The sequence below is a fragment of the Nitrosococcus wardiae genome (genome assembly GCF_004421105.1).
Lineage (GTDB): Bacteria > Pseudomonadota > Gammaproteobacteria > Nitrosococcales > Nitrosococcaceae > Nitrosococcus > Nitrosococcus wardiae.
On sequence record NZ_CP038033.1, the window covers coordinates 3,454,443 to 3,476,945 of the forward strand.

Below are 22,503 nucleotides of genomic sequence, written 5' to 3' on the forward strand. Positions count from 1 at the left end.
CTTTATGGGAATTCTAGCCTCTTATGAATGGTCGCATCCTGATCATCGCCGGTTCGGATTCCGGTGGCGGCGCTGGAATTCAGGCGGACATTAAAACCGTCACCGCCCTTGGGGGCTATGCCGCCACGGCAATTACTGCCCTCACTGCTCAAAATACCCAAGGGATCTTTGCCGTGCAGCCGGTAACACCTCATTTTATCGCCGAACAGGCGCGGCGGGTGCTGTCGGATATCGGTGCCGACTGTATCAAAATCGGTATGCTCCATTCAGTGGCTGTCATCGAAACGGTAGCCGACGTTTTAGAAGAACTGGCAGGGGGCATTCCGCTCCTACTTGATCCGGTAATGATAGCCAAAGATGGGACCCCACTCCTTGATCAAGCCGCCATCAAAACCTTAAAACGGCGCTTGCTTCCCCGGGCAAGCCTTATTACGCCAAATCTCCCGGAGGCCGAAGCGCTCACCGGTCTGAAAATCGGCCATCCTGAAGCCATGCCAGAGGCGGCAAATGCCTTGTTAGAACTCGGCTCTAGCGCCGTTTTGCTTAAAGGGGGGCATCTTCCTGGCCATCACCTTTATGATCTGCTGATGATGCGGGATTATAAAGAAATCTTCCAGACCCAGCGTATCTCGACCCCTCATACCCATGGGACAGGATGCACGCTGGCTTCGGCCGTTGCAACCGGCCTTGCTCAAAAGCGACTCCTTCTGGATGCGGTTCGGCGGGCCCATGCCTATGTACAGGAGGCAATCCGCACCGCCCCTGGTTATGGGCAAGGCCAGGGTCCTCTTAACCATACCCATACCGTGAGTCCTTTGGAAGCCTAACCTCCCGCGGATACCCCAAAAACTTCCATAACCCCCTATCCTAATACAAAAGTAAGTCGTCATCATTCAAGATTATTCATTCCTTGATTTATCCTCAGATTAGGAGAAAAACAGTCCATGTCCAACAAAACACTCCAGATTACCGATGATCTCTATGACTACCTGCTCTCGGTTTCCCTCCGGGAGACTGATATCTTGCGGGAACTTCGGGAAGAAACCTCAACCATGCCCAGGGCCAATATGCAGATCTCCCCGGAGCAAGGCCAATTTATGGCCCTTCTCATAGAGCTGTTAGGCGCCCAAAAGACCCTAGAGGTAGGTGTCTTTACCGGCTATAGTGCACTTTGGGTGGCCCTCGCGCTACCCTCCGAGGGACGAATTGTAGCTTGTGATATTGATCCCGACTGGACAGCTATCGCTCAGCGCTATTGGCAACGGGCTGGTGTGGCGAACAAAATCGATTTACGCCTGGGGCCGGCTATTCAGACCTTGGATCAACTCATCGAAGCGGGGGAAGCCGGCACTTTCGACTTTGCCTTTATTGATGCCGAAAAAGTAGAGTACGAAGACTATTACCAACGGGCTTTGGAACTACTGCGCCCAGGCGGCCTTATCGCTGTTGATAATGTCCTGCGGGCGGGACGGGTCATCGACCCGAGCTTCACCGATGAAGATACGGGCGCTATTCGTGCTTTCAATTTAGCCCGTCTCAAAGACGAACGGGTGACCTTGAGCATGGTACCCATTGCCGATGGACTTACCTTAGCACGAAAGCGCTAACCGAAGGAGTGCAGGGACGCACGACGCCCCCTAGCGAGAGTGCGAAGTAAAACGGCGCGTCGAGCGCGAGGACCGTATTACTTGCCCTTTGCCATGAAGTGGTATGGCCGGGAAGTGTTGATCGTGGACCGCTGGGTACCCACTAGCAAAACCTGCTCTGAGTGCGGGACTATTCAAGAGTCCATGCCGCTCAAGATTCGTGAGTGGGTTTGCCCGGACTGTGGAACGGAACACGAGAGGGACATCAACGCGGCCAAAAATGTGTTGAGGTTGGGTACGGCGGGGAGCGCCGGAACCGATAAAGCGCGTGGAGCGGTGAAGACCCCAAGGGCCGTGGCCTAGCCACCGCCCAGGGACCGCGAGGAAACGCGAATTTGTCAGACTGACCAGGTGAGGAGGGACCGAACGTCAGTCATGGCGAAACTCCAACGGCCAAGCCACCCCGAGCTCAAGCAAGCCTGCTAACCCCGAACCCGATACCCCTCAAACCAACAATAAAGGATAGGGGCTAAATAAAACAGAAATTTAACCCTTAACCCTTAAACCTTCACTCCCATGATTTCCAAAAAAAAATGGCTATTCTTACATTGCTATGCTATTCAGGGAAGGACAGTACCCATGAGCCATCAACAAAGAAAAAATCACCACCAATCCTCGCCCCAATCTTCTAGATTTATCCACCCTCCCCTGATACAGCCCGTACACACCACCGTGCGGGGGCGGGCCCGGTTTAAAATTCCCGCCCTTCATCGTGCCAAGCACTTAAAAGCGCCTCTAGAAGAGAGCCTACAGGCAAGAAACGAGATTCATAGCGTAAGAATAAATCCTCTGCTGGGGAGCTTATTAGCCCAATTCGATCCTGCCATTCCTCTCAGTGAGATTGTTTCTTTAATCCAGCAACAGGTGGCCACGGTAGCGCGGGAAACCCCGCCTCCTGAAAAAGAAAGTCCCACAACCTCTAAAGTGACGGAATCCTCAAAAGGCTCTGCGACAGTAACTTCGATTTTCGAGTATTGGAGCAAACGCAATGAGCACCAGTCGAAAGCGCAATCACCCACTCCACCGGCCGTGCCCACTGGCAAGGGAACACCATGGCACAGCCTTGCATCGGCTCAGGTTCTGCAACATTTACAGGGCGATGCCCATTCCGGTTTGACGGCCATCGAGGCGAACCAACGCCTAGCCCGCTATGGACCCAACCAGTTGCTGCAAGCCCGGGCTCGCTCCCCTATGCAGATCTTTTTGTCGCAGTTCAACAGCCTGCCGGTTTGGTTGCTGGGCGCTTCTGCCGGGATCGCTATCTTCACAGGGGGATTAGTAGATGCTGCCGTTATCCTAGGGGTAGTGCTGATCAATGCCACCATCGGCTTTGTGACCGAACAATACGCGGAGCGGACTCTCACTGCCCTCACCCATATGGAGTCCCATACCACCCTGGTGCTCCGGGAAGGCCAATCCCAGTCCCTGCCCGCAGAAGAAGTGGTACCGGGGGATGTGATCTTGCTGACCCCCGGCAACTATGTCCCTGCCGATATCCGCTTACTAGCCGCAAAACGCCTCAGTCTAGATGAATCCGCATTAACCGGAGAAAGTCTACCGGTAACCAAGAACCCTGAGTTTCTTGGCAAAGAGGATACACCTCTCGGCGACCGGCTGAACATGAGCTATATGGGAACGACGGTGACCGGGGGCAGTGGCCGGGGCATTGTCGTCGCTACTGGAGCAGCTACCGAAATTGGCAAGATCCAGACCATGGTCGGTGAAACGAAACCCCCGGAAACCCCCATGGAGCGGCAACTGGACCAAATGGGGACGCAAGTGGCTATACTCAGCGCCGCCGTTTGTGCGGGAGTCTATGCCGTCGGCTTGCTGCGGGGCTACGGCTGGTTAGAAATGCTCAAATCCTCCATCTCATTGGCGGTTGCGGCAGTACCGGAAGGCCTCCCTCCGGTAGCCACTACTACCCTGGCCCTGGGTATGCGGAGCATGAACCGGCGCAAGGTGTTGATCCGCCAACTAGGTGCCGTGGAAACCCTGGGCTCAGTGCAGGTAATTTACCTAGACAAAACGGGTACGCTCACCCAAAACCGGATGACCGTGGTGAGCATCAGCACTGGAAGAGGGGAAATTATTGTTAATGATGGCCACTTCTATCTCTCAGGAGAACAGATCGAGCCAACACAAATCAAGGATCTCTTGCGCTTTTTCCAGGTTATCACTCTGTGTAACGAAGCTGAATTGGAGGCAGGAGAAACCCCCAAAGCCAACGGATCTTCCACGGAAAATGCCTTGCTAGAAGCCGCCAGTTTGGCAGGTATCGATATCCACCAGCTGCGGCAAGAATTTCCCAGACTTGAGATTCAGCACCGAGCTGAGGGTCGTAACTATCTGAAAGCCCTCCATGAATTTCCAAACGGCAAGCGATTTTTAGCGATCAAGGGGAGCCCCTCCCAGGTGTTGACCATGTGCCATTGGCGTACTGAAAATGGAGAGCAGGTTAAAATCCGAGAGGAGGACCGCTCTGCTTTCCTTGCCCAGAACGAAACCATGGCGGCAGACTCCTTGCGGGTGCTAGCGTTGCCTACACTTGGCTAGAGCCCAATCAATCCTCCAAAGACGCGAAACTCACGTGGCTTGGTCTAGTGGGAATGAGCGATCCGGTGCGCACCGGCATGGCCGAGCTGATGAATCGCTTCCATGCCGCCGGTATCGATACCATGATGATCACCGGCGATCAAAGCGCTACCGCCTATGCGATTGGAAAACAACTTCACCTAGCTAAAGGAGAACAGCTGCAATTTCTTGACTCTATCCGCTTAGAAACACTCGATCCAGAACTGCTGGCAGGGCTCGTGCAGCAGGTCCATGTTTTTTCCCGGATCAGCCCATCCCACAAACTGCAAATTGTCCAAGCCTTGCAACGGGCAGGAAAAGTGGTGGCCATGACGGGCGACGGGATTAATGATAGTCCGGCTTTGAAAGCCGCCGATATTGGTATTGCCATGGGCAGTACGGGAACGGAAGTGGCCCAAAGTGTAGCCAATGTAGTGCTAGAAGATGATAATCTGCACACCATGATCAGTGCCGTAGAACAGGGCCGCGCGATCTACGGCAACATTCGCAAATCCATCCACTTCTTGCTAGCCACCAACTTTAGCGAAATTGAGGTGATGTTAGTGGCTATAGCCTTGGGCCTAGGACAACCCCTTAATCCCATGCAGTTACTCTGGATCAATCTGATCACGGACATCTTCCCCGGTCTCGCCCTGGCCCTTGATCCTCCCGATCCGGAGGTCCTCAATAATCCTCCTCGGGATCCCCAGGAACCCCTTATTCAACGCCGCAAACTCAAGCGAATGGGCCTAGAATCGGTGGCGATTACTGCCGGCAGCTTATCCAGTTATGGCTATGCCTTAGGGCGTTATGGTCCTGAACCCAAAGCAAACACCCATGCCTTTACCAGCTTGACTTTAGCCCAATTGCTCCATTCCTATAGCTGCCGCTCCCCCCAACACAGTATATTGAGTGGCCACCGACCACCGCCCAATCCTTATCTTAACTGGGCGGTAGGGGGCTCCATTGGGGCGCAAATTTTGGCCAGCTTTATTCCGGGACTGCGCAATATTCTAGGTATCACACCTATTAGCCTTGCCGACGGTTTGGTCATCGGCGCCGGGGCCACTCTCCCCTTCTTGATCAACGAAGCCACCAAGCCCACGGGCAAACCTCAAGCAACCCCCAGCCCAAAAACCGCCTCACCCTCAGCCGAAACCCATCTCCAAGGAGAGTCTTGATACCATGAAAACAAACTTCATGTTTACCTCTGAATCGGTCACTGAAGGCCATCCTGATAAACTTTGCGACCAGATTAGTGATGCAATTGTGGACTCCTTCCTGGTCCAGGATCCCTTGTCCCGGGTCATTGCCGAATGTGTGGTATCCTCTGGGGTCCTGTTCCTAGCCGCCCGCTTTGCCTCCCAGGCCACCCTCGATATTCCCGGTATCGCCCGTCGCGTGGCCCAGCAGATTGGCTACCCTGAGCCTATCTTCAATGCTCGGGAATGTACAATCATGACCAATTTTCAAGAACTCCCCCTGGAGCACCAGGTATCGGCCCATGAAATCCACATGAGTGAAGAGGAATTAGACCAACTTACGGTGCAAAATCAAGCCACCCTCTTTGGTTTTGCCTGTAATCAAACGACGGCCTTTATGCCACTTCCCATCTGGTTGGCCCATCGCCTGGCCCGGCACTTATCCACCGTCAGACTTGAGAACCACTTGTCTTACCTTTCTGCCGATGGACAGACACAGGTCGGCGTGGAATATCAAAACCGTCAGCCTTACCGCATTCACAGCATCACCGTAGTCGCAACGCAAAAAGAACCCCATACTCCTAATTTAAACACATTGCGAGACGCCTTAATCCAGCATGTGGTTGAGCCCGTCTTCCAGCAGGAAGCCCTTCCCCTCGATAACAAAACCAAAATCTGGATCAACCCGGATGGACCCGTCACCGGCGGAGGACCGACCTTGCATGCCGGGCTCACTGGCCGCAAAAATGCAGTCGATAGCTATGGGGGCTATTCACGCTATGGCGGAGCTGCCTTGAGCGGGAAAGATCCCACGCGCATTGACCGGGTGGGGGCTTATGCCGCCCGCCACGCTGCCCGTACCGTGGTGGCGGCTAAATTGGCGGAAGAATGTGAAGTTCAGCTTAGTTACACCTTGGGTCAAACCCGGCCGGTGAGCATCCAAGTGGAAACTTTCGGCACCGGGAAAATAGAAGATAGTGAGATCCAGCGACGACTTGAGGAAAAGCTTGACTTCCGCCTCGGGGGAATTATTCGGCAATTTCGGCTACGGGAACTCCCTCGTTTCCATAAAGACGGATTTTACCGAAAATTAGCCGCCTATGGACATTTTGGGCGGGTGGATATGACCCTGCCCTGGGAGCAAGTGGAACCAAACACACTTTTATAAAAATTAACAACTTAAACGCCATACCCACCCTCAAACGTAACAAAATAGGCGATTTTTAGTTACGCCGTGGCAAACAAGGTCACGATTTAGTCACGCTAATAGTGGACTGCACGGTTCATCAACTGCTCCCTGCAATCGGAGGTAAAGAAGAGGGTACCTCTCAGCTTTAAGGAAGTTTTTTCACAGGCACCCCCTTCTCTCCCACCGGCTACATTCCTTCCCTCTAGTATCCCCCGCTACCTTCCTGTGCTCCGCGGTGGTGCTCTTTCATCGGCTCTTTTTTATGTTCCCCTTTATGTTGCTCTTTATGTTCCCCTTTATGTTCCTCTTTATATTTCTCAGCGGCGGACTGCCACTCCTCCTGGGCTATAAAGCCGTCATTATTCGTGTCCATGCGCTTAAATTTCTTCTTCATGGCCTGTTCAACTTCATCCTCGCCGATGACGCCATCGCTATTTTTATCGAGATTCTGGAACATCTCTTTGTGCATCTCCTTATGCATCTTCTCCTTCCCTGCGGCCCCTCCTTCTTCACTGCCAGAGGGGTTTCCCGCAAAGGCTGGGGTTAAAACCAGCGATAAGACCCCGCCAAGCCAGAGGGAATGACCCATCATTTTGTATTTCGCAATCATCCTGAAGTTCCTCCTTTCAGTTTTTCATCGACAGAAGTCATGCCAAGCATGTCTTCCTCCTAATCAAAGGGTAGAATTTTCTCCCCACATCACAAGGGAAAAGGATAGAGCCAATGACCCCTATGGCGGAACGGCAATAGGGCTCACAGGGGGGGCTATCGGAAGTGTGGCCAGAAAAGAGAGCGCCCTCTCCGACCCGAAGGAGTAGGTAGAAATACCCATTTTCATGACAGGGGGTTTGGTCTTTACTTAGCTACGCGTTCTCAATTCATCACCCGTGGCCAAATCCCTATTCAGTACAGGCGGCCCGATGATTAACGAGTATTTTGGCAATGAAGGGAGGTTCTCATGTCCTTAGCCACACACCAAGCAGTAGCCCATAGCTTCGGGGCTGGGGTTGAAGACCACGCCGTCTTTTTAACTGCCCCTGAGGTCCTGGATTCTTCCCTGTGCCGGGAATTTTGGGAGGCGGCACAACAAGTCCGCGATTCCGAGATGACAATTATCATTGACCTGAGCAGGACCCGCGCGATTCACGAGTCCGGTTATACGCTGCTCTGGATGTTGAAGGACAGCCTCACTAAAGCACCGGCCGACCTCCTGCTGATGGGGGGCCATTCCAATCTAAAGAAAATGCTCCAGTTACGCGGTTTTGAGTCCCACTTTAAGCTCTTAATGAAAGGTGAATCTGAATTTCATCCCACGGCACATACAGCCGCCCCTCCGCATCCTTAGCTCGGGTGTGAGTTTATATATGCCTCCACCTATCGCATCCACTGCCAGCCCGATGAGACCGCCAAAGGCCAGATTTCCCCATACCCAACCACTCACATTCCTAGTAAATGTCGCCTCGAAGGGCTAATACTAATTTGCATTACAAGAAGTAATTCTCAAATAAGGGAAGTCAGTGAGGGAGCGGAGGCGGTGGGGTTCATCGGCGAGCTGATTGAGGCCGGTGCAGAGTGTATTTTCCAGATCCTCAAGCGAGGAAAAGGAGATATTAGCCAAGGTTTTCTCTCGCAGCTCTTCCCAAAGATGCTCTATTGGGTTGAATTCCGGGCTACGGGCCGGCTGAGGGACTAAGCGGATGTTCTCGGGCACGCTTAACCGGGGGATGGTATGCCAACCGGCGCGGTCGGCAAGCATCACAGTCAGGAGGCGCGCTTTCCTCCCCGCCCTAAACGGCGGGGTTGACAGCGCGAGAATTTGATGAACTTTGTACCCTTGCAGATAAGCACGCCTTATAGGATAGCGCCGATCAAGACCACGGCAGAACGCTCCAGCACTTTCTCAACCACCACATCCAGAACGGCTTTTCCAAACCTCTCTCCTACCTGACCGACAGCTTTGCCCGTCATCTGCACCTTTTGCTTAGAAGAAGCAGTGCCTGCAAGAGGTATAGTCACTAACTGACGGCAAAAACCATGATCATGAAGTGCTTGCAAAATTCCTTGGGGGTGGGTTATTGCCCGATCATAAGTAACGATGAGACTGCCGGTCACAAGATTGATCTCGGCTTTGTCTACCCCCTCAATTTTTTTCAATAATCCCTCTATGGCCGCTGCCTGAATAGGATTCCGCTTAAGGGAAGCAAGCTTGACCCGCAGCCGACCGGGTACATAATGAACGTATTGAACCATACACACCTCGACAAGAAGCAACCTTCTACCGAGGTTAATTAAAACAGGCCCTTATTACATTTTTATGACAATTCCGCTCCCTTGGTCTGCCTTCCCCTGATCAGGGGAAGGCAGATTTATAGCAAGGTATCCTTTCTTCTAGTCCCCCCCTGCTCTAGGCTTTACTCCGTCTCCGCCAAGGCCGTAACCGTGGTATCAGTCACCTTGAGCACATCACCCCCGACATCGCTGACCCCCATAACAATCCCTTAGGCCGCACTCTTGGTGGTCGTAGCAAGCCTGTCCCCACTTCCTCGGCAGCAGAAACCGCTCCTCTGGCCACATCCCTGACCACCGTCAGCGTTTCCCCAGTCACATTACCCGTGGCAGTCAACGCATTGGATACGGTATGGCGAACCAAGGCCATAATCTCGGTCTCAATTTCAGGAATGTGGCGGATTCAGAAACCTTTAAAATTTGGAGGGCACCTCATTCCGAGGTAGAAATCTGAACGCTTATTTAACCCTGTTTATTGGTGGCGAACCTCAGGAGATCAAAGACATTCCAAAGCAGGGTAGCTGCCGGCACCATAATTTGTCCTCGCAAAATTTGGACGATTGCCGCCATCACCAGCACCATATAGAGGACCGAACGAAAATCAAAATTGCCACTGGTCGCCCAGTTTAGGTTGGAATCTAGATTGGAAAATTCTGTAGCGGCTTTCTGGAATACAGACTCCCTGTCGTACTGGACCTTTTCCAAAATCAACAGATCCTTGGATTGAGCATGTTGAATGATCTGCTCTCGGGTTCCCTACCCATGAATAATAAGAATGCTGCCGCTCTGATCATTGACCTGAACCTGATGGACAACCGAGAGTTTTCCCAGCTCTTGCCCTACACCCAGGAAATAATCTAGGTCACCCCGCTTAGAGCGAACACGAATTCTTGTTCTTCCTGGAAGGCCGTGACTTAACTCGGCGGAGGGGGTCATTGTGAATTTGACTCAAGAGGGGTCTCTTTACCTGAAGTGGACTCTTCCTCAGCTTCTGCCGCTTCTCCTACTACCATGCTCCTTTCCTCCTCAAGCTCCGTTTTTGCTTCAGCAACGAGATCCTCGACAACCTCCCCCATCTCAGTGACAGCCTCTCGCCCCCTTTCATAAACCACCATACCGGCCTTGATCGCAGCTTTCGCCACAGGGCGAACCACTGCTGCCACGGCAGGGGCCAAAATCAAGGTGCCAATACCAATCTCTAAACCCTTGCCTGTACCACTTAGGGATGCCATGTAGGTAAATCTCCGCTAAAGTTCCCAGGTAAAAATTCTTAGGAATATCTTTAAAATAAAATTCCAGCTCGCTGGGCTCTATCGCCTGCGTTGCTGAAAACACAGCAACTATTTAAAATTAGATATAGAATATCTTAGGTGAAAAAACAACCAGGATTTTTAGGAAAATTTAATGGCCTCATTGCTTCATAAAAATCCCAAAAATTGCTTTAGTAATCACGAATGAAAATTCGACTTCTTGCTTTTACTTTATTGGGCAAAGTTGTGCTATTAATTAAACCTTAATAACAGTAATATAACGGAAGCACGTTTATGTGGATTCGAATATTCATTGGAGTAAGCCTTTTCCTACTAGGCTACTACATTGGAAAACAGGTTGAACGTGATGCGCCCACCCGTGATTGGTTGCGTCAACGGCGGGAAGAAAAAGGACAAAAAACTACAAGGAATCTTGAATCCCCTCCCGCTACCGAAAAACAATAAATTTAAAACACCCTCCCTTAGGGCCCGTTGTAGCCTAGGATATAATCTTCATCCCGGCTATGGTAAAACCACTTTCCTACGTTATCTCAACCGGATGAATGATACTATGGAGGGCTGCCGCATCACCGGGGATATTCGGCTCGACGGCTAGAACACCGATGAAGAAGCAGTATCGATCCTCGCCCGACGGGCTCTGTCGCCCGTGATCTCCGGCTGGTTATCTCTATCTCCAAAGCCATTACCGAGCTAGAGTGCGTGGGCGATGAAGCGGCCCGAATTACAGGAAAAGCGGACAATAATAAACCTAACCCCCGGAGTAGCGGCGTATCAACTCCATAAACTCTGCCCGAGTGCGAGAATCCTGCCGAAACGTCCCCAACATGGCGCTAGTGACCGTCTGGCTATTCTGTTTCTGCACGCCCCGCATCACCATGCAAAAATGACAAGCCTCCAATACCACCCCGACGCCGCGGGCATTGAGTACCGACATCAACCCGGTAGCGATTTGGGTGGTGAGGCGTTCCTGCACTTGAAGCCTCCGGGCAAAAACATCAATAACTCGGGCGATTTTGCTCAGCCCCACAATGCGACCTCGCGGCAAGTAGCCCACATGGGCTCGCCCGAAAAAAGGCAACATATGATGCTCGCATAAAGAATAGAACTCCACATCCTTAACAATCACCATTTCTTCGCATTCGTCCTCAAAAAGGGCATCCTTGACCACTTCCTCTACCGTCATGTTGTAACCACTGGTGAGGAAATCCAAGGCTTTGGCGACCCGCTGTGGCGTGCGCTTGAGTCCCTCACGGTCAGGGTCTTCGCCAAGCCGAATTAAAATTTTTTTCATGCTGGCTTCAAATTCCCGATCATAATGTTCCCCCGGCGCCACATCTAGGCTACCAATGTAATGGCCTTCCTTCACCACCTTGGTCAATTTCTTATCCATTGGCTCTCATCCTCTAGGGGGAACGCCTAGGCGTTCCCATGGTCGTTATGATTAAGGCAACCTTGTAATAAAGGTTTAATAGTATACAAAATTACGCCATTCTGATGCCTGAGCTAGCATCCAATAGAGGCCTGTTCCCATGTGTCAGTTACTTGGAATGAATTGTAACGTGCCCACCGATATCTGTTTCTCTTTCGAAGGCTTTAGTCAGCGCGGTGGTGCCACTGATGAGCACCGAGACGGTTGGGGAATTGCTTTCTTCGAAGGCAAAGGTTGCCGGAGCTTTATGGATATTTTGCCCGCGGTTCACTCCCCGGTTGCCCGCTTGGTCCAGGAGTATCCTATTAAGTCTTTTAATGTCATTGCCCACATCCGTAAAGCCACAGTCGGCCGAGTTTGCTTAGAAAACACCCATCCTTTTGTCCGCGAACTGTGGGGGCGCTACTGGATCTTCGCCCATAACGGTGATTTAAAAAACTTTAAACTCCCCTCTTTAGCCGACTTTTGCCCGGTGGGGGAAACCGACAGCGAAAAAGCCTTCTGTCTTCTGCTACAGCAGCTGAAAGATCGCTATCCTGCAGGCATGCCAACCCTGCCCGCCCTGTACCAAACCCTGCGCACTACAGCCGCAGAGATCGCCACTTACGGCAATTTCAACTTTCTGCTCTCTAACGGAAAACACCTGTTCGCCCATGCCTCCACCCAATTAAGCTATATTGTTCGGCGCCATCCCTTTGGCCATGCCCATTTGGTGGATAAGGACATGACCGTTGACTTCCGGGAAGTTACTACCGAAAGAGATCAAGTCGCCGTTATCGCCACTGCGCCGCTCACAGACAACGAATTCTGGACCCCCATCCCCTCAGAAACCCTGGTCGCCTTTCAGGATGGACTCCCGCTAATTTCAAGCTCCCATACATAGTGGGCTTAGGTTTTCCTTTGCTTTAGGGGTAATGGATGGATTTGGATATTAGCGTTTTTTTAGGTTTTCTTCTAGGATGTAGTTATTAAATAATCTTCAGTCAGGGCCAGGGCTACCAACAGTTTTCCACCTCTATGGCAATTTATCTTTCTAGAGTGATGCAAGTATTGATTAATTCAGAAGATAGGGCCTATCCAGAATGTATTTGGCAACCCCCAGCTGATATCTACCGCATCGAACAAGGATGGCTGGTCAAGCTGGACCTTGCTGGGGTTCGCAGCGAGGACATCCACCTCAGTATCCAGGGGCAACACTTGATAATCCAGGGTTTGCGCCGAGACTGGATAGTAGAGGCCGGGCAGCAATATTACTCTATGGAAATCGCTTATAATCGCTTTAAGCGCGTCATTGAATTTCCCAACCACTTAGAGCATGCCCGTATCACCACCCAATACCGTGATGGCATGCTACTCATTTGGCTAAAAACAGCGCCTCAAGGAGGGGTGTGATATGGAACACAGCACCTATCCAACACTGCCGCTAAAAAATACTGTCCTCTTTCCCCACTTGGTTCTTCCCCTCTCAGTGGGACGCTCAGGATCCATAGCTGCAGTGGAGACCGCACTGGCCAGCGAAGATAAACTGATTGCCGTTTTTCCCCAAACCAATCCCCGGACCGAAGAACCGACAGAAGACGATCTGTTCCGCTTTGGCACGGTGGGCATAATCAAAAAGATGGCCCGCAGCGGGGACACGGTCCAAATTCTAGTGCAGGGAATAGAGCGCGTGGAACGGTTGGAAGTGGCCCAATCAGAACCTTATCTTTCCCTGAAAGTCGCCACCCTCTCTGAACCCTCAGATACGGGTACTGAAATCGAAGCCTTGCACCGAACCGTCATCGAGCTTGCTGGCAGAATGATCGAACTGGTACAACCCCAGGTTCAAGTCAGTATTCACCACATCATTTCCGACGTCGAAAAACCCCTTCACCAGATCTATCTCCTCACCTCTGTCCTGTCGCTGGATTTTGACAAGGAGAAAGAACTGCTGGGGGCCTCCACCCAAGCTGAAGCCTTGCATTTGATGTACCGTTACCTCAACCATGAAGTGCAGGTCTTGGAGGTGCGTCAAAAAATCACCAGCACAGCCCAGACCGAGATAGATAAAAAGCAGCGGGAATATGTGCTGCGCCAACAGTTAGAAGCCATCCAAGAAGAGTTGGGAGAGAAAAACCCTGAACAGGCCGAAATCAGCGAATTGCGCCGGCGAATGGAAGAGACCGAGCTCCCCGAACTGGTGCGTAAAGAAGTGGAAAAAGAACTTACCCGATTGGAACGGATGCCTTCGGCTGCCCCCGATTATCAGTTGACCCGCGGTTATGTGGAACTGGCCCTCGAACTGCCCTGGAATAAAACCACCGAAGATCGCTTAGATCTGAAGAGGGCTCGCGAGATCCTCGATGAGGACCATTTCGACCTAGAAGATGTTAAAGAACGGATCATCGAACACCTGGCAGTGATGAAACTCAACCCCGAAGCAAAATCCCCCATCCTTTGCTTCGTGGGCCCTCCGGGAGTCGGTAAGACCTCAGTGGGACAGTCCATTGCCCGCGCCTTGGGGCGGAAATTCGAGCGCATGAGCCTTGGCGGCTTGCACGATGAAGCCGAGCTGCGGGGCCACCGCCGCACCTATATTGGCGCCATGCCCGGCCGGATCGTTCGCGCCATCCGCCGTGCCGGGTACAAAAATCCTCTCCTAATGCTGGATGAAATTGACAAATTAGGCCGGGATTTTCGCGGTGATCCGGCGGCGGCATTATTGGAGGTTCTTGATCCTGCCCAAAACGTGGAATTCCATGACAATTACTTGGACCTGCCCTTTGACCTCTCTAAGGTTTTCTTTGTCACTACCGCCAATACCTTGGATACCATCCCCCGTCCCCTGCTGGACCGAATGGAGGTCCTACGGCTACCCGGCTACAGTGACGAGGAAAAACAACATATTGCCCGCCGTTATCTGATTGGGCGGCAAATTAGAGAAGCCGGTCTCTCGGAAATCCAGCTTTCCATCCCCGATGAAACGTTGAGTTACCTTATCCGCCGCTATACCCGGGAAGCGGGGGTGCGCGAGCTAGAGCGCGTATTAGGACGGATTGCCCGCAAAGTGGCCACCCAGGTCGCTGCGGGCCAAACTCAACCCGTAACGGTCACGCCCAAGGAACTGGTTGAATTACTAGGACCAGAACGGTTCTTCGCCGAAGAGGTGCGTCAGCAACTCCCCCCAGGAGTAGCGGCGGGTCTTGCGTGGACTGAGGCCGGCGGCGATATCCTGTACGTGGAAGCGGCCCTCCTGCCGGAAGGTAAGGGGCTGACTTTGACAGGGCAGCTCGGCAATATCATGCAAGAATCGGCAAAAGCCGCACAAAGCTATCTCTGGTCCCACACCGAGGAATTTAAAATTAATCAAAAAACCGTCCGAGAATCGGGAGTTCATATTCATGTTCCGGCGGGCGCCATTCCTAAGGATGGTCCCTCGGCGGGAGTCACTATGGCCACAGCACTTACCTCTGCCTATACCCATTGGCCCGTGCGTAACGATACGGCAATGACGGGGGAAATTACCCTGAGCGGCTTAGTCCTTCCCGTGGGCGGTATTAAGGAAAAAGTGCTCGCCGCTCACCGGGGTGGCATCCGGCAGGTTATCCTTCCCAAGGAAAATGAAAAAGATCTCCGGGAACTCCCTGAACATGTCCGGCAAAGCATCCAGTTCATTCTCGCTGAACGGATCGAAGAGGTACTCACTGCCGCTATCCCGGAGTTGAACCGGTTGCATAACCGAGGAGCCGCCTAATGGGGATTTTACATTTATAGATCGCATGCCCCCGTGACCTGCGAACAACGCCTCGCCAATAAAACTGCCGTGGTGACCGGTGCCAGTAGCGGCATCGGACGGGCGATAGCTCTCCTGTTTGCCCGCCACGGGGGGCAGGTGATTGTCAACTACCGCCGCTCCAAGGCCCAAGCTGAAGAGGTGGTCGAGGAAATTATCCGCAACGGCGGCCAAGCTAGGGCAATTCAAGCGGATATTTCCAAAAGTGAAGAGATAGATCGCTTGGTCAACTCTGCCCTGGAAACACTAGGTCGAATCCATATCTGGGTCAACAATGCGGGAGCCGATATCCTCACGGGACCAGGACCTCAGCTTAGCCACAGGGAAAAACTAGACCAGCTCATTGCCGTTGACCTGCGAGGCACTATTCTGTGTTGTTGGCGGATAGCGCCTTTAATGAAAAAAGCTGGCGGCGGGGTGATTCTCAATATGTCCTGGGACCACGTACTACATGGTATGCCCGACCCTAACCCGGAGATGTTTGCTGCGGTCAAAGGGGGGGTGTTGAGCTTTAGTAAAAGCCTCGCCCGCTCCTATGCTCCAGAAGTCCGGGTCAATGAATTGGCGCCTGGTTGGATAGAAACTTCTTTTGCCAAAGAAGCCATGGCGTCTGAGGCTTACCAAGCAGTGGTCGAAGCCACCCCCTTACAACGTTTCGGCACTCCCGAAGACGTAGCCTATGCCGCCTTATATCTTGTTTCCGACGAGGCTTCCTTTATTACGGGCCAGCATCTTAATATCAACGGCGGGATGGTCTCATGAACAACGTTCATCAGGAAATTCTACAGCGCCTTGTCCGCTGGTTGGCAGCAGGCCAGCATGGATTTCTAGTCACGGTAGTGAAAACTTGGGGCTCCTCACTCCCTCCGATAAGCGCTCAGTTAGCCGTCAGCAGCAAGGGACGCTCAGCCGGTTCCCTCTTTGCGGGCTGGGTCGAAGAGGACCTGCGTAAGCGCCTGCCTATTGAATCACCCTGTCGGCCTGAAATCATCACTTATGGGGCCAATGCCGAGCCTCCTCGCAATCGTCCCTTACCCTGCGAGGGAACCCTGCAACTGGTGATTGAACCAGTGCGCTCCCCGGACAGCTTAAAACAAATACTTGCCGCGATTGAACGCCGAGAGGTGGTCTGCCGACATCTAGATATGGGCAGTGGTTATGCGGAAACATTTCCAGGTCAACCGGACAGCCAGCTGCACTTTAACGGCAAGACCCTCATCACGATCTATAGCCCCCGTTGGCGCCTGCTGCTCATCGGCGCAACGGCCCCTGCCCATTACTTGGCCCAGATGGCCTTGGCCCTAGAGTATGAGGTAATCGTCTGCGAGCCCCGCCCCGAATATGCCCATTCTTGGGATCTCCCTGGCACAGAATTACGCACCCGCGTGCCAGGCGATATAGTAAAAGAATTCGCTCTCGACCCCTGTAGCGCTATGGTGGCCATGACTCATGACCCCAAACTGGATGAAATGGCGCTAGGGGTAGCGCTGGAATCAGAAATTTTCTATGTGGGCGCCCTCGGCGCTCCAATGAGCAATGAGCACTCCCAGGAATCACCCGCCCACCGCTTTGAGTGGACTCCGGTACAACTTTCCCGCCTTCACACTCCAGCCGGTCTGCCTATCAACGCCCACACGCCGGCTGAAATCGCGCTTTCGATCCTCGCCGAGATCACTGCCTTACGCCACGCCCGGGAGCACTCCATTACCACCTCCACTAAACAAGCTTTGGCAACAGGCCATGATAAGTACCTATGAATAAAATCAGTTCCGAGAAGGCTAAGGCCGGATCTCATCTCTAATAAACTCTAGCTTACCCCCGTGAAAATGAAGGATTTTTATGAGCTTTCTAGAATCGGTATCGTAAATCCAGCGGTTACTGTCCTTAAATGTGGGCTCACCACATTTTCTCAGTACCGTATAATTGGATGTTCCCACACCGCTCTCAAGAATCCATTTCCCACATCGTACGCTGGTGCCTGCATGAATGCTGGTAGCGAATAGGCCAGCAAAAATTAGGCTATACCCTTTCATTGCTATTGCCTCCTGCAAACGATTTAAGCCTAGGATTACTTTTTAGGGTAGACCATCATTACTCATGCGGGTTGTCAATTTTTTAAATTCGGTGTAAAAATCTAATAACGTGGTCCTCCCTTTGGCGGATCGCAGTGATATCTAGTGAGCTAAATTACCTCGGCATATAAGCTCTTGGGACCGTCGAAAGTGAGCTGCTGAGATTTTCTGAGCAATCCTGCTTCCCACCACCGGCTCATCTCAAAATACCAGGAGCCTTTATGTACGGGCACTTACCATTAATTTGTAGGGAGTTGGACCATGCCAGCTACTATCATACATCTTGGCTTAGGCTTACAGATGAAATCTGTGACACCACAGTATTTCAGTTTTCCCGTGTTTGTTTTTACCCAATTAGCTATTGATACGGAGGCACTATATTTTCTTATCAAGAATGAATCACCAGTTCATCGCTTCCTCCATACCTATCTTGGCGCTACCTTGATTATTGTGTTTGCCGTTCTAGTGGGTAGACCGCTATGCCAGTGGGGAATGAAATTATGGAACACCTTGCTTAAAGAAAAATATTATCATTGGCTTTATGTTACGCCTAAAATTTCATGGAGAGCAGCAGCTATAGCCGCCGCATTTGGCGCTTATAGTCATATCCTGATGGATAGTATCATGCACGCCGACATGCAACCTTTTGCCCCATTTTCATTAGTCAATGGCTTCTGGGGGGCTATTAGCGATTTTCATCTGCATATGTTCTGTATTATGTGCGGAGGCTTAGGTATTATCGTTTTATGGTTATTCTGGGAAACCAGAGAAGTCTTAGAAATAGACACCACGGAAACAGAAAAAGAATAGCAAGGGGTTAAGCAATCAGCAGAAAATAGGGGATATTAACTCACCTGAACAAGTGGTGTCCCGCAAACCTTTTTACTAACAAGCAAAAGCGGGTTTGCGGAACACCACAACTCCTTCCCCGATAGAGGGGTTTATGGTTTGTGAGCAAGAGTTAGATGGGGTTTTTCACCACCAAATTCTTTGTCTTCTTCCTGCCTTTGGTGGTGATCTTATGAATTATCCGGGAGAAGCCAAAGTTAGAGGGGAGAACCTGCACTACTCCCCAGCATTTCTTTGCGAATTAATGGAATGGGGGGCCCACCATAGGAAAGAAATTTGTCGTGAAATGTCCGCCACCCTTCGCGGCCTCCCCGGGAAGCGGTCCATTCTTCCCGTAACTTCTTAATCATCAACTTCCCCAAGGTATAGGTGATATAGGCCGGATCAAACGTTCCCCGCGCTGCCTGCTGCCTTGCCGTGCCTGCATCCTGATAGGCAAATTCCCGAAACATCTGTTCTGATTCTTCTAAAGTCATCCTTTGAGCGTGCAAGCCAATGGCGGAAAGGTAGCGCACATTTCGCAAGAGGGCATTGAGCAATTGACCGATATGAATTTCTGGATCGCCATTGCCTAGCCCAGCCTCCCACATCAATTCCTCCGCATAGTGGGCCCAACCTTCGGCAAAACCGTAACCCACGAAAAGTTTTCCCACCGGGGAAGCCACCCGGTTGGAATGTAAAAACTGTAAAAAATGGCCCGGCCAAACTTCATGGATCGAGACAAACAATAGATCCGCCTTATCCGGAATGTAGGCCTCTTGTTCTTCCTTAGACCAGGACGGATCAGGCGGCGCCACATAGTAAACAGAAGGCAACGCTTTATCAAAAGGACCAGGGATATCAATATAGGCAAAATTCCATTGCATATAAGGGGGGGAAGGCTCCACCTGGGCTTGCTCTGTGCCTGGAATCGTGACTAAATCTTTAGCCATGACAAAGGCTTTAAGTTCTTGGAGCTGGCGACGTGCCTCCTCTACAGGACCTCTTTCAGGTTTTACCGCCCGGGCTTTTTCAATGCATTTCGGTATTGTCTTGCCGGGGGCATAATCTCCACATGCCTTCCGCAGTGCGGCCAGATTGCGCTCAAGATCCTGGCGCCCTATCTTCTCTAACCGCTCAATAGGCACCTCCACTCGCTCGGTCTCCCGCAACAGGGCCCGAAAAAGAGGCGCACCTAAAGCAAAATCATTGGTAGCATTGGCCCGTTGTGCCTGCAACCATTGTTGCAATTCCTTCATGGCTTGAATGGCTTGCTTGTTGGCTGCCCGGAATTTTCTCTGCAGTTGCGCGTTATCAACGGCGCTGAAAATGGCCGGCGCATCTTTTTCATAGTAAGCGGCGAGACCCCCGAATACCTTCTCGCCAATGTCCACATAGGTTCGTGGCAGCGGTGTCCTCAGATTATGGCGAATTTGTTTGGCTGCGGTGGGAATTGCTTTGGTGTAAGCAATATAAGCCCGCATACGCTCTTCTAGCGGAGCATAGGGGCGGCTAAGGTAAACATTGGGATCAAGCTCTTGAGTATAGAATGCTGGATTTTTATAAGGCCATTCCGAGGTTTCCAGCCAGAAGAGATCCTTATCAATCCAGGCAACTAAATAATCACGCTCAACGCGCTGACTTGCCGTTAAGGAATCTGAATCAAAAGCAAGGGCCCGTTGACGTTTCGACCGCAGGCGCTTGACCTCTTTGGCAAGGGCTTCTGGACTCCAGTCAGGAAGTTTGCCATCAAACTCATGTCGACCAGCACGAACGGCAAAGTCAGGATTGGCCACAAAATACCCTTCAATGAAATTGTCAACAAAGGCCTCCCAGCCGGTCTTATTTTCTGCCGCTCGTGCCTCTGGAGTGCCTGCAAAAAACAGGAGTAAAGTCAAAAAGAAAACAACTGTCCCCCCTGAAAGGAAAGCAAAAGTTTTTCTCATTTTGGCCCCCTTATCGCCTACTACCAAGCATTACTACCATTATAGCGTTTCCCATTTAGATGGATTCCCGTTGGGCTTGAGGTCAGCGTGACAGACCGTCGACGGCAGGGGGGAGCCGGGACCGTGGATCCGGTGGGCCCACGCAGACCAATGAACACCCGCCAGGCAGGAAAGCCGAGTGTGGCAAGATGACGTCGAGCTTCCAGGGACGGATTGACAATATGTCTAGTCCGGTAAAAGCCGGGCCGGTTTTTTCGGACCGCTCGAACCTGAATTTCTTTAACCACGCCGCCCACCCTTGAAGAGTGTGCCCAGAATAATTTCCATCGCCCCAAATTTTTGCGTAACCGTTTAACACCCTCAGCGAAAATTTTTTCTATATTAGACGTCATGCTCGTTTATTTTGTTCTCCTTATTTTCTTGAACATTCTGGCCGGAGTCGCTAGCTCTTTTCCTTTGACTTTATCAACCAGGTACTCCTCAGGAGAGTCTGTTTTTTTCACGGTAGCTCAAACTTGTTAGTGGTTATCTTTAATCCATTTTCGCAATTTTGATTCAGGCATAGGCCGACCATAAAAGAAACCTTGTGCTGTTGTGACACCGAGTGAGCGAAGAAACTCAGCCTGGTCTTTAGTTTCAATACCTTCAGCTACGGTTTCTAATTTAAATTTTTTGGCGAGCCATACAATGGTCTCCACAATTGCCGCACTGGTCGAGCTATTCATAACATTTTCCACAAACTCTTTATCTATTTTCAACGTGGTAATGGGCAGTTTATGTAAGTAATTCAGAGATGAATAACCCTTACCAAAATCATCCACAGCGATGCTGATACCATCGGAGCGAAGTAAATTGAGTTTTTTGAGATTTTTAGTGTTGGTCTCAAAAAGCGCCGTTTCAGTCAATTCTAGCTCCAGAGAAGGGGGCGGTAGTTGGTATTGATGGAGTATCTTTTGAACGAACTCTACGAAATCTGGAGCATCAATATCTTCAACGGTCACATTCACTGAAACACGTTCTAACCTTAGATTATCATGGCGCCATGCATCCATGGTGGCACAGGCTTTTTCGAGCACCCATCGATCAATCCTCTGGATTTGCCCCGTTGAGGCAGCAACTGTCAAAAACTCATTGGGCGGTACGTATTCTCCGCTAGGGAGACGCCAGCGTACTAATGCCTCAACCCCAACAGGTATTCCGCTTTTAAAACTTATCTGAGGTTGGAACCATAACTCAAACTGCTCTTTGTTCAGGGCTTCATGCAACCTCGATTCAGTCCGGATAAATCGTAATGCTTCGTGTTGAATCTGGCGCGAATAAAAAACCGGGATAGCCCCCTTGGCCTCCGATAGAGCCGCCATGGCACAGTCGAGAGTGCCATTTGCATCGGAACTGTCATCCGGGTAAACCCCAATACCGATGCGCGGGGCCAAATGAATATGCTCCCCTCTGACAGGGATAGAGTCATCGGCCAGAAGCTGAATACGCCCACAAATTTCGAGAACACGGTTCAATGTTTCACCGGGCCTGTGAATTAACCCCCATTCTTCTGTGGTTAATCGGGCTACCAATACTTCCTCACGCAACAAAACCACTAGGCGTGTTGAACAGTTGGAGGCGACCCGCTCTAAACCACGATGGCCTAACGATTTCATCGTGCGTGATAGCGGAATATGGACCACAGTGACGTGCACTTGCTGATTTAATATTGAAGCATCACGCACGGAATCGGTTAAATGTTCTATGAACAGGTTTTGATTGGGTAATCCCGTCAGGCGGTCGTAATTCACGAGATAAGCCAGGTGTGAGCGCTGAGTTAGCGCCAACTGGCGAGTTCTAAGGAGCATGGAGACACGCTCGGTAAATTCTTGTCGATTAATGGGAGAGATAATAAACTCGTCAATCACATCCCAAAATTTTTTAAAAGGGTATCTTAACTCGCTGGGAGAAATTATCAGTATCACAGGTAGAAACACGGGTTCTTCGCGCTGTTTTGCATCTAGTAATTGCACTTTCCACCGCCGTAAACCTCCCATATCCACAATGGCCATATCAAAGGATTGTGGGTTGAGTGAGGGAGCACTCGGTTCCACAAGGTCACAAAATTGGCATAAATCCTGGGTCAATAGAGCTCTATTGCCACTGCTCTCCACTAAGAGCATGACCTGGCTCTTTCTCGACTCATCGTTTTTATTAGCCGCTGCTGTGCTCTCTGTCCTAGGGTGAACCGGTCCACGCCACTCCACCCAAGTCACTTTAGTGCGTTCTTTCATCACTAATCCTTGATG

25 protein-coding genes and 1 pseudogene are annotated in these 22,503 nt (G+C 51.3%); 15 read left to right on the forward strand and 11 right to left on the reverse strand.

The features are described from left to right. The first annotated feature begins 23 nt into the window (after window positions 1–23). The 6 genes and pseudogenes from thiD to metK all read left to right on the forward strand — a co-directional run bounded on the left by thiD (window position 24) and on the right by metK (window position 6,590). Entirely contained in the window at window positions 24–827 is an 804-nt protein-coding gene (gene thiD, locus E3U44_RS16270; RefSeq protein ID WP_134359150.1) for a bifunctional hydroxymethylpyrimidine kinase/phosphomethylpyrimidine kinase, read from the forward strand. Window positions 828–944: 117 nt separating this feature from the next. Beyond that, window positions 945–1,607 carry a class I SAM-dependent methyltransferase gene (locus E3U44_RS16275; protein ID WP_134359151.1) on the forward strand — a complete coding sequence of 221 codons (663 nt, stop codon included), beginning with the start codon at window positions 945–947 and terminating at the stop codon, window positions 1,605–1,607. A gap of 99 nt (window positions 1,608–1,706) precedes the next feature. Beyond that, a pseudogene (locus tag E3U44_RS16280) lies at window positions 1,707–1,949 on the forward strand (zinc ribbon domain-containing protein); the annotation flags it as partial. 276 nt (window positions 1,950–2,225) lie between these two features. Beyond that, window positions 2,226–4,202, forward strand: a complete 1,977-nt coding sequence (locus E3U44_RS19715; protein WP_206054821.1) for a cation-translocating P-type ATPase — start codon at window positions 2,226–2,228, stop codon at window positions 4,200–4,202. Between the two features lie 53 nt (window positions 4,203–4,255). Then, a complete protein-coding gene (locus E3U44_RS19720) occupies window positions 4,256–5,401 on the forward strand; it encodes a cation-translocating P-type ATPase (RefSeq protein ID WP_206054823.1) in 1,146 nt (381 codons plus the stop codon). 4 nt (window positions 5,402–5,405) lie between these two features. Then, entirely contained in the window at window positions 5,406–6,590 is a 1,185-nt protein-coding gene (metK, locus tag E3U44_RS16290) for a methionine adenosyltransferase (protein ID WP_134359152.1), read from the forward strand. 223 nt (window positions 6,591–6,813) lie between these two features. Here metK and E3U44_RS16295 read toward each other — a convergent pair whose 3' ends face one another. Then, on the reverse strand, window positions 6,814–7,221 hold the full coding sequence (locus E3U44_RS16295; protein ID WP_134359153.1) for an EF-hand domain-containing protein: 408 nt from the start codon (window positions 7,219–7,221) through the stop codon (window positions 6,814–6,816). A 348-nt stretch (window positions 7,222–7,569) separates the two neighbouring features. On the opposite strand from E3U44_RS16295, the gene E3U44_RS16300 reads away from it, so the two are divergent. Next, the gene (locus E3U44_RS16300) at window positions 7,570–7,956 is read left to right on the forward strand and encodes an STAS domain-containing protein (RefSeq protein WP_134359154.1); all 387 of its coding nucleotides are present in this window, start codon (window positions 7,570–7,572) and stop codon (window positions 7,954–7,956) included. A 129-nt stretch (window positions 7,957–8,085) separates the two neighbouring features. Here the strand turns inward: E3U44_RS16300 and E3U44_RS16305 are convergent, their stop codons facing one another. From E3U44_RS16305 to E3U44_RS16320, 4 genes are all read right to left on the reverse strand, one after another. Further along, window positions 8,086–8,367 carry a transposase gene (locus E3U44_RS16305; protein ID WP_134359155.1) on the reverse strand — a complete coding sequence of 94 codons (282 nt, stop codon included), beginning with the start codon at window positions 8,365–8,367 and terminating at the stop codon, window positions 8,086–8,088. Window positions 8,368–8,462: 95 nt separating this feature from the next. Further along, complete coding sequence (locus E3U44_RS16310) at window positions 8,463–8,861, reverse strand: HMA2 domain-containing protein (RefSeq protein ID WP_134359156.1); 399 nt, start codon at window positions 8,859–8,861, stop codon at window positions 8,463–8,465. A gap of 199 nt (window positions 8,862–9,060) precedes the next feature. Beyond that, window positions 9,061–9,267 (reverse strand): hypothetical protein, encoded by a 207-nt coding sequence (locus tag E3U44_RS16315; protein WP_134359157.1) that lies wholly within the window; start codon window positions 9,265–9,267, stop codon window positions 9,061–9,063. 92 nt (window positions 9,268–9,359) lie between these two features. After that, complete coding sequence (locus E3U44_RS16320; RefSeq protein WP_134359158.1) at window positions 9,360–9,602, reverse strand: hypothetical protein; 243 nt, start codon at window positions 9,600–9,602, stop codon at window positions 9,360–9,362. Window positions 9,603–9,626: 24 nt separating this feature from the next. Between E3U44_RS16320 and E3U44_RS20430 the strand changes: the two genes are divergently transcribed. Further along, window positions 9,627–9,758, forward strand: a complete 132-nt coding sequence (locus E3U44_RS20430) for a hypothetical protein (protein ID WP_276321943.1) — start codon at window positions 9,627–9,629, stop codon at window positions 9,756–9,758. A 71-nt stretch (window positions 9,759–9,829) separates the two neighbouring features. Here E3U44_RS20430 and E3U44_RS16325 read toward each other — a convergent pair whose 3' ends face one another. Then, on the reverse strand, window positions 9,830–10,129 hold the full coding sequence (locus tag E3U44_RS16325; protein WP_134359159.1) for a DUF5132 domain-containing protein: 300 nt from the start codon (window positions 10,127–10,129) through the stop codon (window positions 9,830–9,832). A gap of 385 nt (window positions 10,130–10,514) precedes the next feature. On the opposite strand from E3U44_RS16325, the gene E3U44_RS20715 reads away from it, so the two are divergent. Further along, window positions 10,515–10,763, forward strand: a complete 249-nt coding sequence (locus tag E3U44_RS20715) for a hypothetical protein (RefSeq protein ID WP_420812598.1) — start codon at window positions 10,515–10,517, stop codon at window positions 10,761–10,763. 153 nt (window positions 10,764–10,916) lie between these two features. On the opposite strand, the gene folE is transcribed toward E3U44_RS20715, so the two are convergent. Continuing rightward, window positions 10,917–11,558 (reverse strand): GTP cyclohydrolase I FolE, encoded by a 642-nt coding sequence (gene folE, locus E3U44_RS16335; protein ID WP_134359160.1) that lies wholly within the window; start codon window positions 11,556–11,558, stop codon window positions 10,917–10,919. Window positions 11,559–11,697: 139 nt separating this feature from the next. Here folE and E3U44_RS16340 point away from each other — a divergent pair, with 139 nt between their 5' ends. The 5 genes from E3U44_RS16340 to E3U44_RS16360 all read left to right on the forward strand — a co-directional run bounded on the left by E3U44_RS16340 (window position 11,698) and on the right by E3U44_RS16360 (window position 17,126). Beyond that, complete coding sequence (locus tag E3U44_RS16340) at window positions 11,698–12,480, forward strand: class II glutamine amidotransferase (RefSeq protein ID WP_134359161.1); 783 nt, start codon at window positions 11,698–11,700, stop codon at window positions 12,478–12,480. A 158-nt stretch (window positions 12,481–12,638) separates the two neighbouring features. Continuing rightward, window positions 12,639–12,989, forward strand: a complete 351-nt coding sequence (locus E3U44_RS16345; protein ID WP_240761598.1) for an Hsp20/alpha crystallin family protein — start codon at window positions 12,639–12,641, stop codon at window positions 12,987–12,989. Window position 12,990: 1 nt separating this feature from the next. Beyond that, complete coding sequence (gene lon / locus E3U44_RS16350; protein WP_134359163.1) at window positions 12,991–15,330, forward strand: endopeptidase La; 2,340 nt, start codon at window positions 12,991–12,993, stop codon at window positions 15,328–15,330. Window positions 15,331–15,363: 33 nt separating this feature from the next. Next, entirely contained in the window at window positions 15,364–16,131 is a 768-nt protein-coding gene (locus E3U44_RS16355; protein WP_166805109.1) for an SDR family NAD(P)-dependent oxidoreductase, read from the forward strand. Further along, the gene (locus E3U44_RS16360; RefSeq protein WP_134359165.1) at window positions 16,128–17,126 is read left to right on the forward strand and encodes an XdhC family protein; all 999 of its coding nucleotides are present in this window, start codon (window positions 16,128–16,130) and stop codon (window positions 17,124–17,126) included. The genes E3U44_RS16355 and E3U44_RS16360 overlap by 4 nt, the downstream gene beginning before the upstream one ends. A gap of 21 nt (window positions 17,127–17,147) precedes the next feature. Here the strand turns inward: E3U44_RS16360 and E3U44_RS20720 are convergent, their stop codons facing one another. After that, window positions 17,148–17,402, reverse strand: coding sequence for a DUF2845 domain-containing protein (locus E3U44_RS20720; RefSeq protein WP_134359166.1), 255 nt, complete (start codon window positions 17,400–17,402; stop codon window positions 17,148–17,150). A gap of 300 nt (window positions 17,403–17,702) precedes the next feature. Between E3U44_RS20720 and E3U44_RS16370 the strand changes: the two genes are divergently transcribed. Continuing rightward, complete coding sequence (locus tag E3U44_RS16370) at window positions 17,703–18,251, forward strand: DUF4184 family protein (RefSeq protein ID WP_134359167.1); 549 nt, start codon at window positions 17,703–17,705, stop codon at window positions 18,249–18,251. Window positions 18,252–18,487: 236 nt separating this feature from the next. Here E3U44_RS16370 and E3U44_RS16375 read toward each other — a convergent pair whose 3' ends face one another. The 3 genes from E3U44_RS16375 to E3U44_RS16385 form a co-directional block, all read right to left on the reverse strand. Then, window positions 18,488–20,215, reverse strand: a complete 1,728-nt coding sequence (locus E3U44_RS16375) for a DUF885 domain-containing protein (RefSeq protein ID WP_134359168.1) — start codon at window positions 20,213–20,215, stop codon at window positions 18,488–18,490. A gap of 20 nt (window positions 20,216–20,235) precedes the next feature. Next, window positions 20,236–20,502, reverse strand: coding sequence for a hypothetical protein (locus E3U44_RS16380; protein ID WP_134359169.1), 267 nt, complete (start codon window positions 20,500–20,502; stop codon window positions 20,236–20,238). A gap of 231 nt (window positions 20,503–20,733) precedes the next feature. Further along, window positions 20,734–22,488, reverse strand: coding sequence for a putative bifunctional diguanylate cyclase/phosphodiesterase (locus tag E3U44_RS16385; protein WP_134359170.1), 1,755 nt, complete (start codon window positions 22,486–22,488; stop codon window positions 20,734–20,736). Window positions 22,489–22,503 lie beyond the last annotated feature (15 nt).

Bases quoted from the DNA above. Each gene is read 5' to 3' on its own strand.
- E3U44_RS20430 (WP_276321943.1), top strand. From the start codon at position 9,627: ATGTTGAATGATCTGCTCTCGGGTTCCCTACCCATGAATAATAAGAAT.
- E3U44_RS19715 (WP_206054821.1), top strand. From the start codon at position 2,226: ATGAGCCATCAACAAAGAAAAAATCACCACCAATCCTCGCCCCAATCT.
- E3U44_RS19720 (WP_206054823.1), top strand. From the start codon at position 4,256: ATGAGCGATCCGGTGCGCACCGGCATGGCCGAGCTGATGAATCGCTTC.
- E3U44_RS16275 (WP_134359151.1), top strand. From the start codon at position 945: ATGTCCAACAAAACACTCCAGATTACCGATGATCTCTATGACTACCTG.
- E3U44_RS16310 (WP_134359156.1), bottom strand. From the start codon at position 8,861: ATGGTTCAATACGTTCATTATGTACCCGGTCGGCTGCGGGTCAAGCTT.
- E3U44_RS16300 (WP_134359154.1), top strand. From the start codon at position 7,570: ATGTCCTTAGCCACACACCAAGCAGTAGCCCATAGCTTCGGGGCTGGG.
- metK (WP_134359152.1), top strand. From the start codon at position 5,406: ATGAAAACAAACTTCATGTTTACCTCTGAATCGGTCACTGAAGGCCAT.
- E3U44_RS16370 (WP_134359167.1), top strand. From the start codon at position 17,703: ATGCCAGCTACTATCATACATCTTGGCTTAGGCTTACAGATGAAATCT.
- lon (WP_134359163.1), top strand. From the start codon at position 12,991: ATGGAACACAGCACCTATCCAACACTGCCGCTAAAAAATACTGTCCTC.
- E3U44_RS20715 (WP_420812598.1), top strand. From the start codon at position 10,515: ATGCGCCCACCCGTGATTGGTTGCGTCAACGGCGGGAAGAAAAAGGAC.
- E3U44_RS16385 (WP_134359170.1), bottom strand. From the start codon at position 22,488: ATGAAAGAACGCACTAAAGTGACTTGGGTGGAGTGGCGTGGACCGGTT.
- E3U44_RS16345 (WP_240761598.1), top strand. From the start codon at position 12,639: ATGCAAGTATTGATTAATTCAGAAGATAGGGCCTATCCAGAATGTATT.
- E3U44_RS16340 (WP_134359161.1), top strand. From the start codon at position 11,698: ATGTGTCAGTTACTTGGAATGAATTGTAACGTGCCCACCGATATCTGT.
- E3U44_RS16315 (WP_134359157.1), bottom strand. From the start codon at position 9,267: ATGGCCTTGGTTCGCCATACCGTATCCAATGCGTTGACTGCCACGGGT.
- E3U44_RS20720 (WP_134359166.1), bottom strand. From the start codon at position 17,402: ATGAAAGGGTATAGCCTAATTTTTGCTGGCCTATTCGCTACCAGCATT.
- E3U44_RS16305 (WP_134359155.1), bottom strand. From the start codon at position 8,367: ATGCTTGCCGACCGCGCCGGTTGGCATACCATCCCCCGGTTAAGCGTG.
- E3U44_RS16360 (WP_134359165.1), top strand. From the start codon at position 16,128: ATGAACAACGTTCATCAGGAAATTCTACAGCGCCTTGTCCGCTGGTTG.
- folE (WP_134359160.1), bottom strand. From the start codon at position 11,558: ATGGATAAGAAATTGACCAAGGTGGTGAAGGAAGGCCATTACATTGGT.
- E3U44_RS16295 (WP_134359153.1), bottom strand. From the start codon at position 7,221: ATGATTGCGAAATACAAAATGATGGGTCATTCCCTCTGGCTTGGCGGG.
- E3U44_RS16375 (WP_134359168.1), bottom strand. From the start codon at position 20,215: ATGAGAAAAACTTTTGCTTTCCTTTCAGGGGGGACAGTTGTTTTCTTT.
- E3U44_RS16325 (WP_134359159.1), bottom strand. From the start codon at position 10,129: ATGGCATCCCTAAGTGGTACAGGCAAGGGTTTAGAGATTGGTATTGGC.
- thiD (WP_134359150.1), top strand. From the start codon at position 24: ATGAATGGTCGCATCCTGATCATCGCCGGTTCGGATTCCGGTGGCGGC.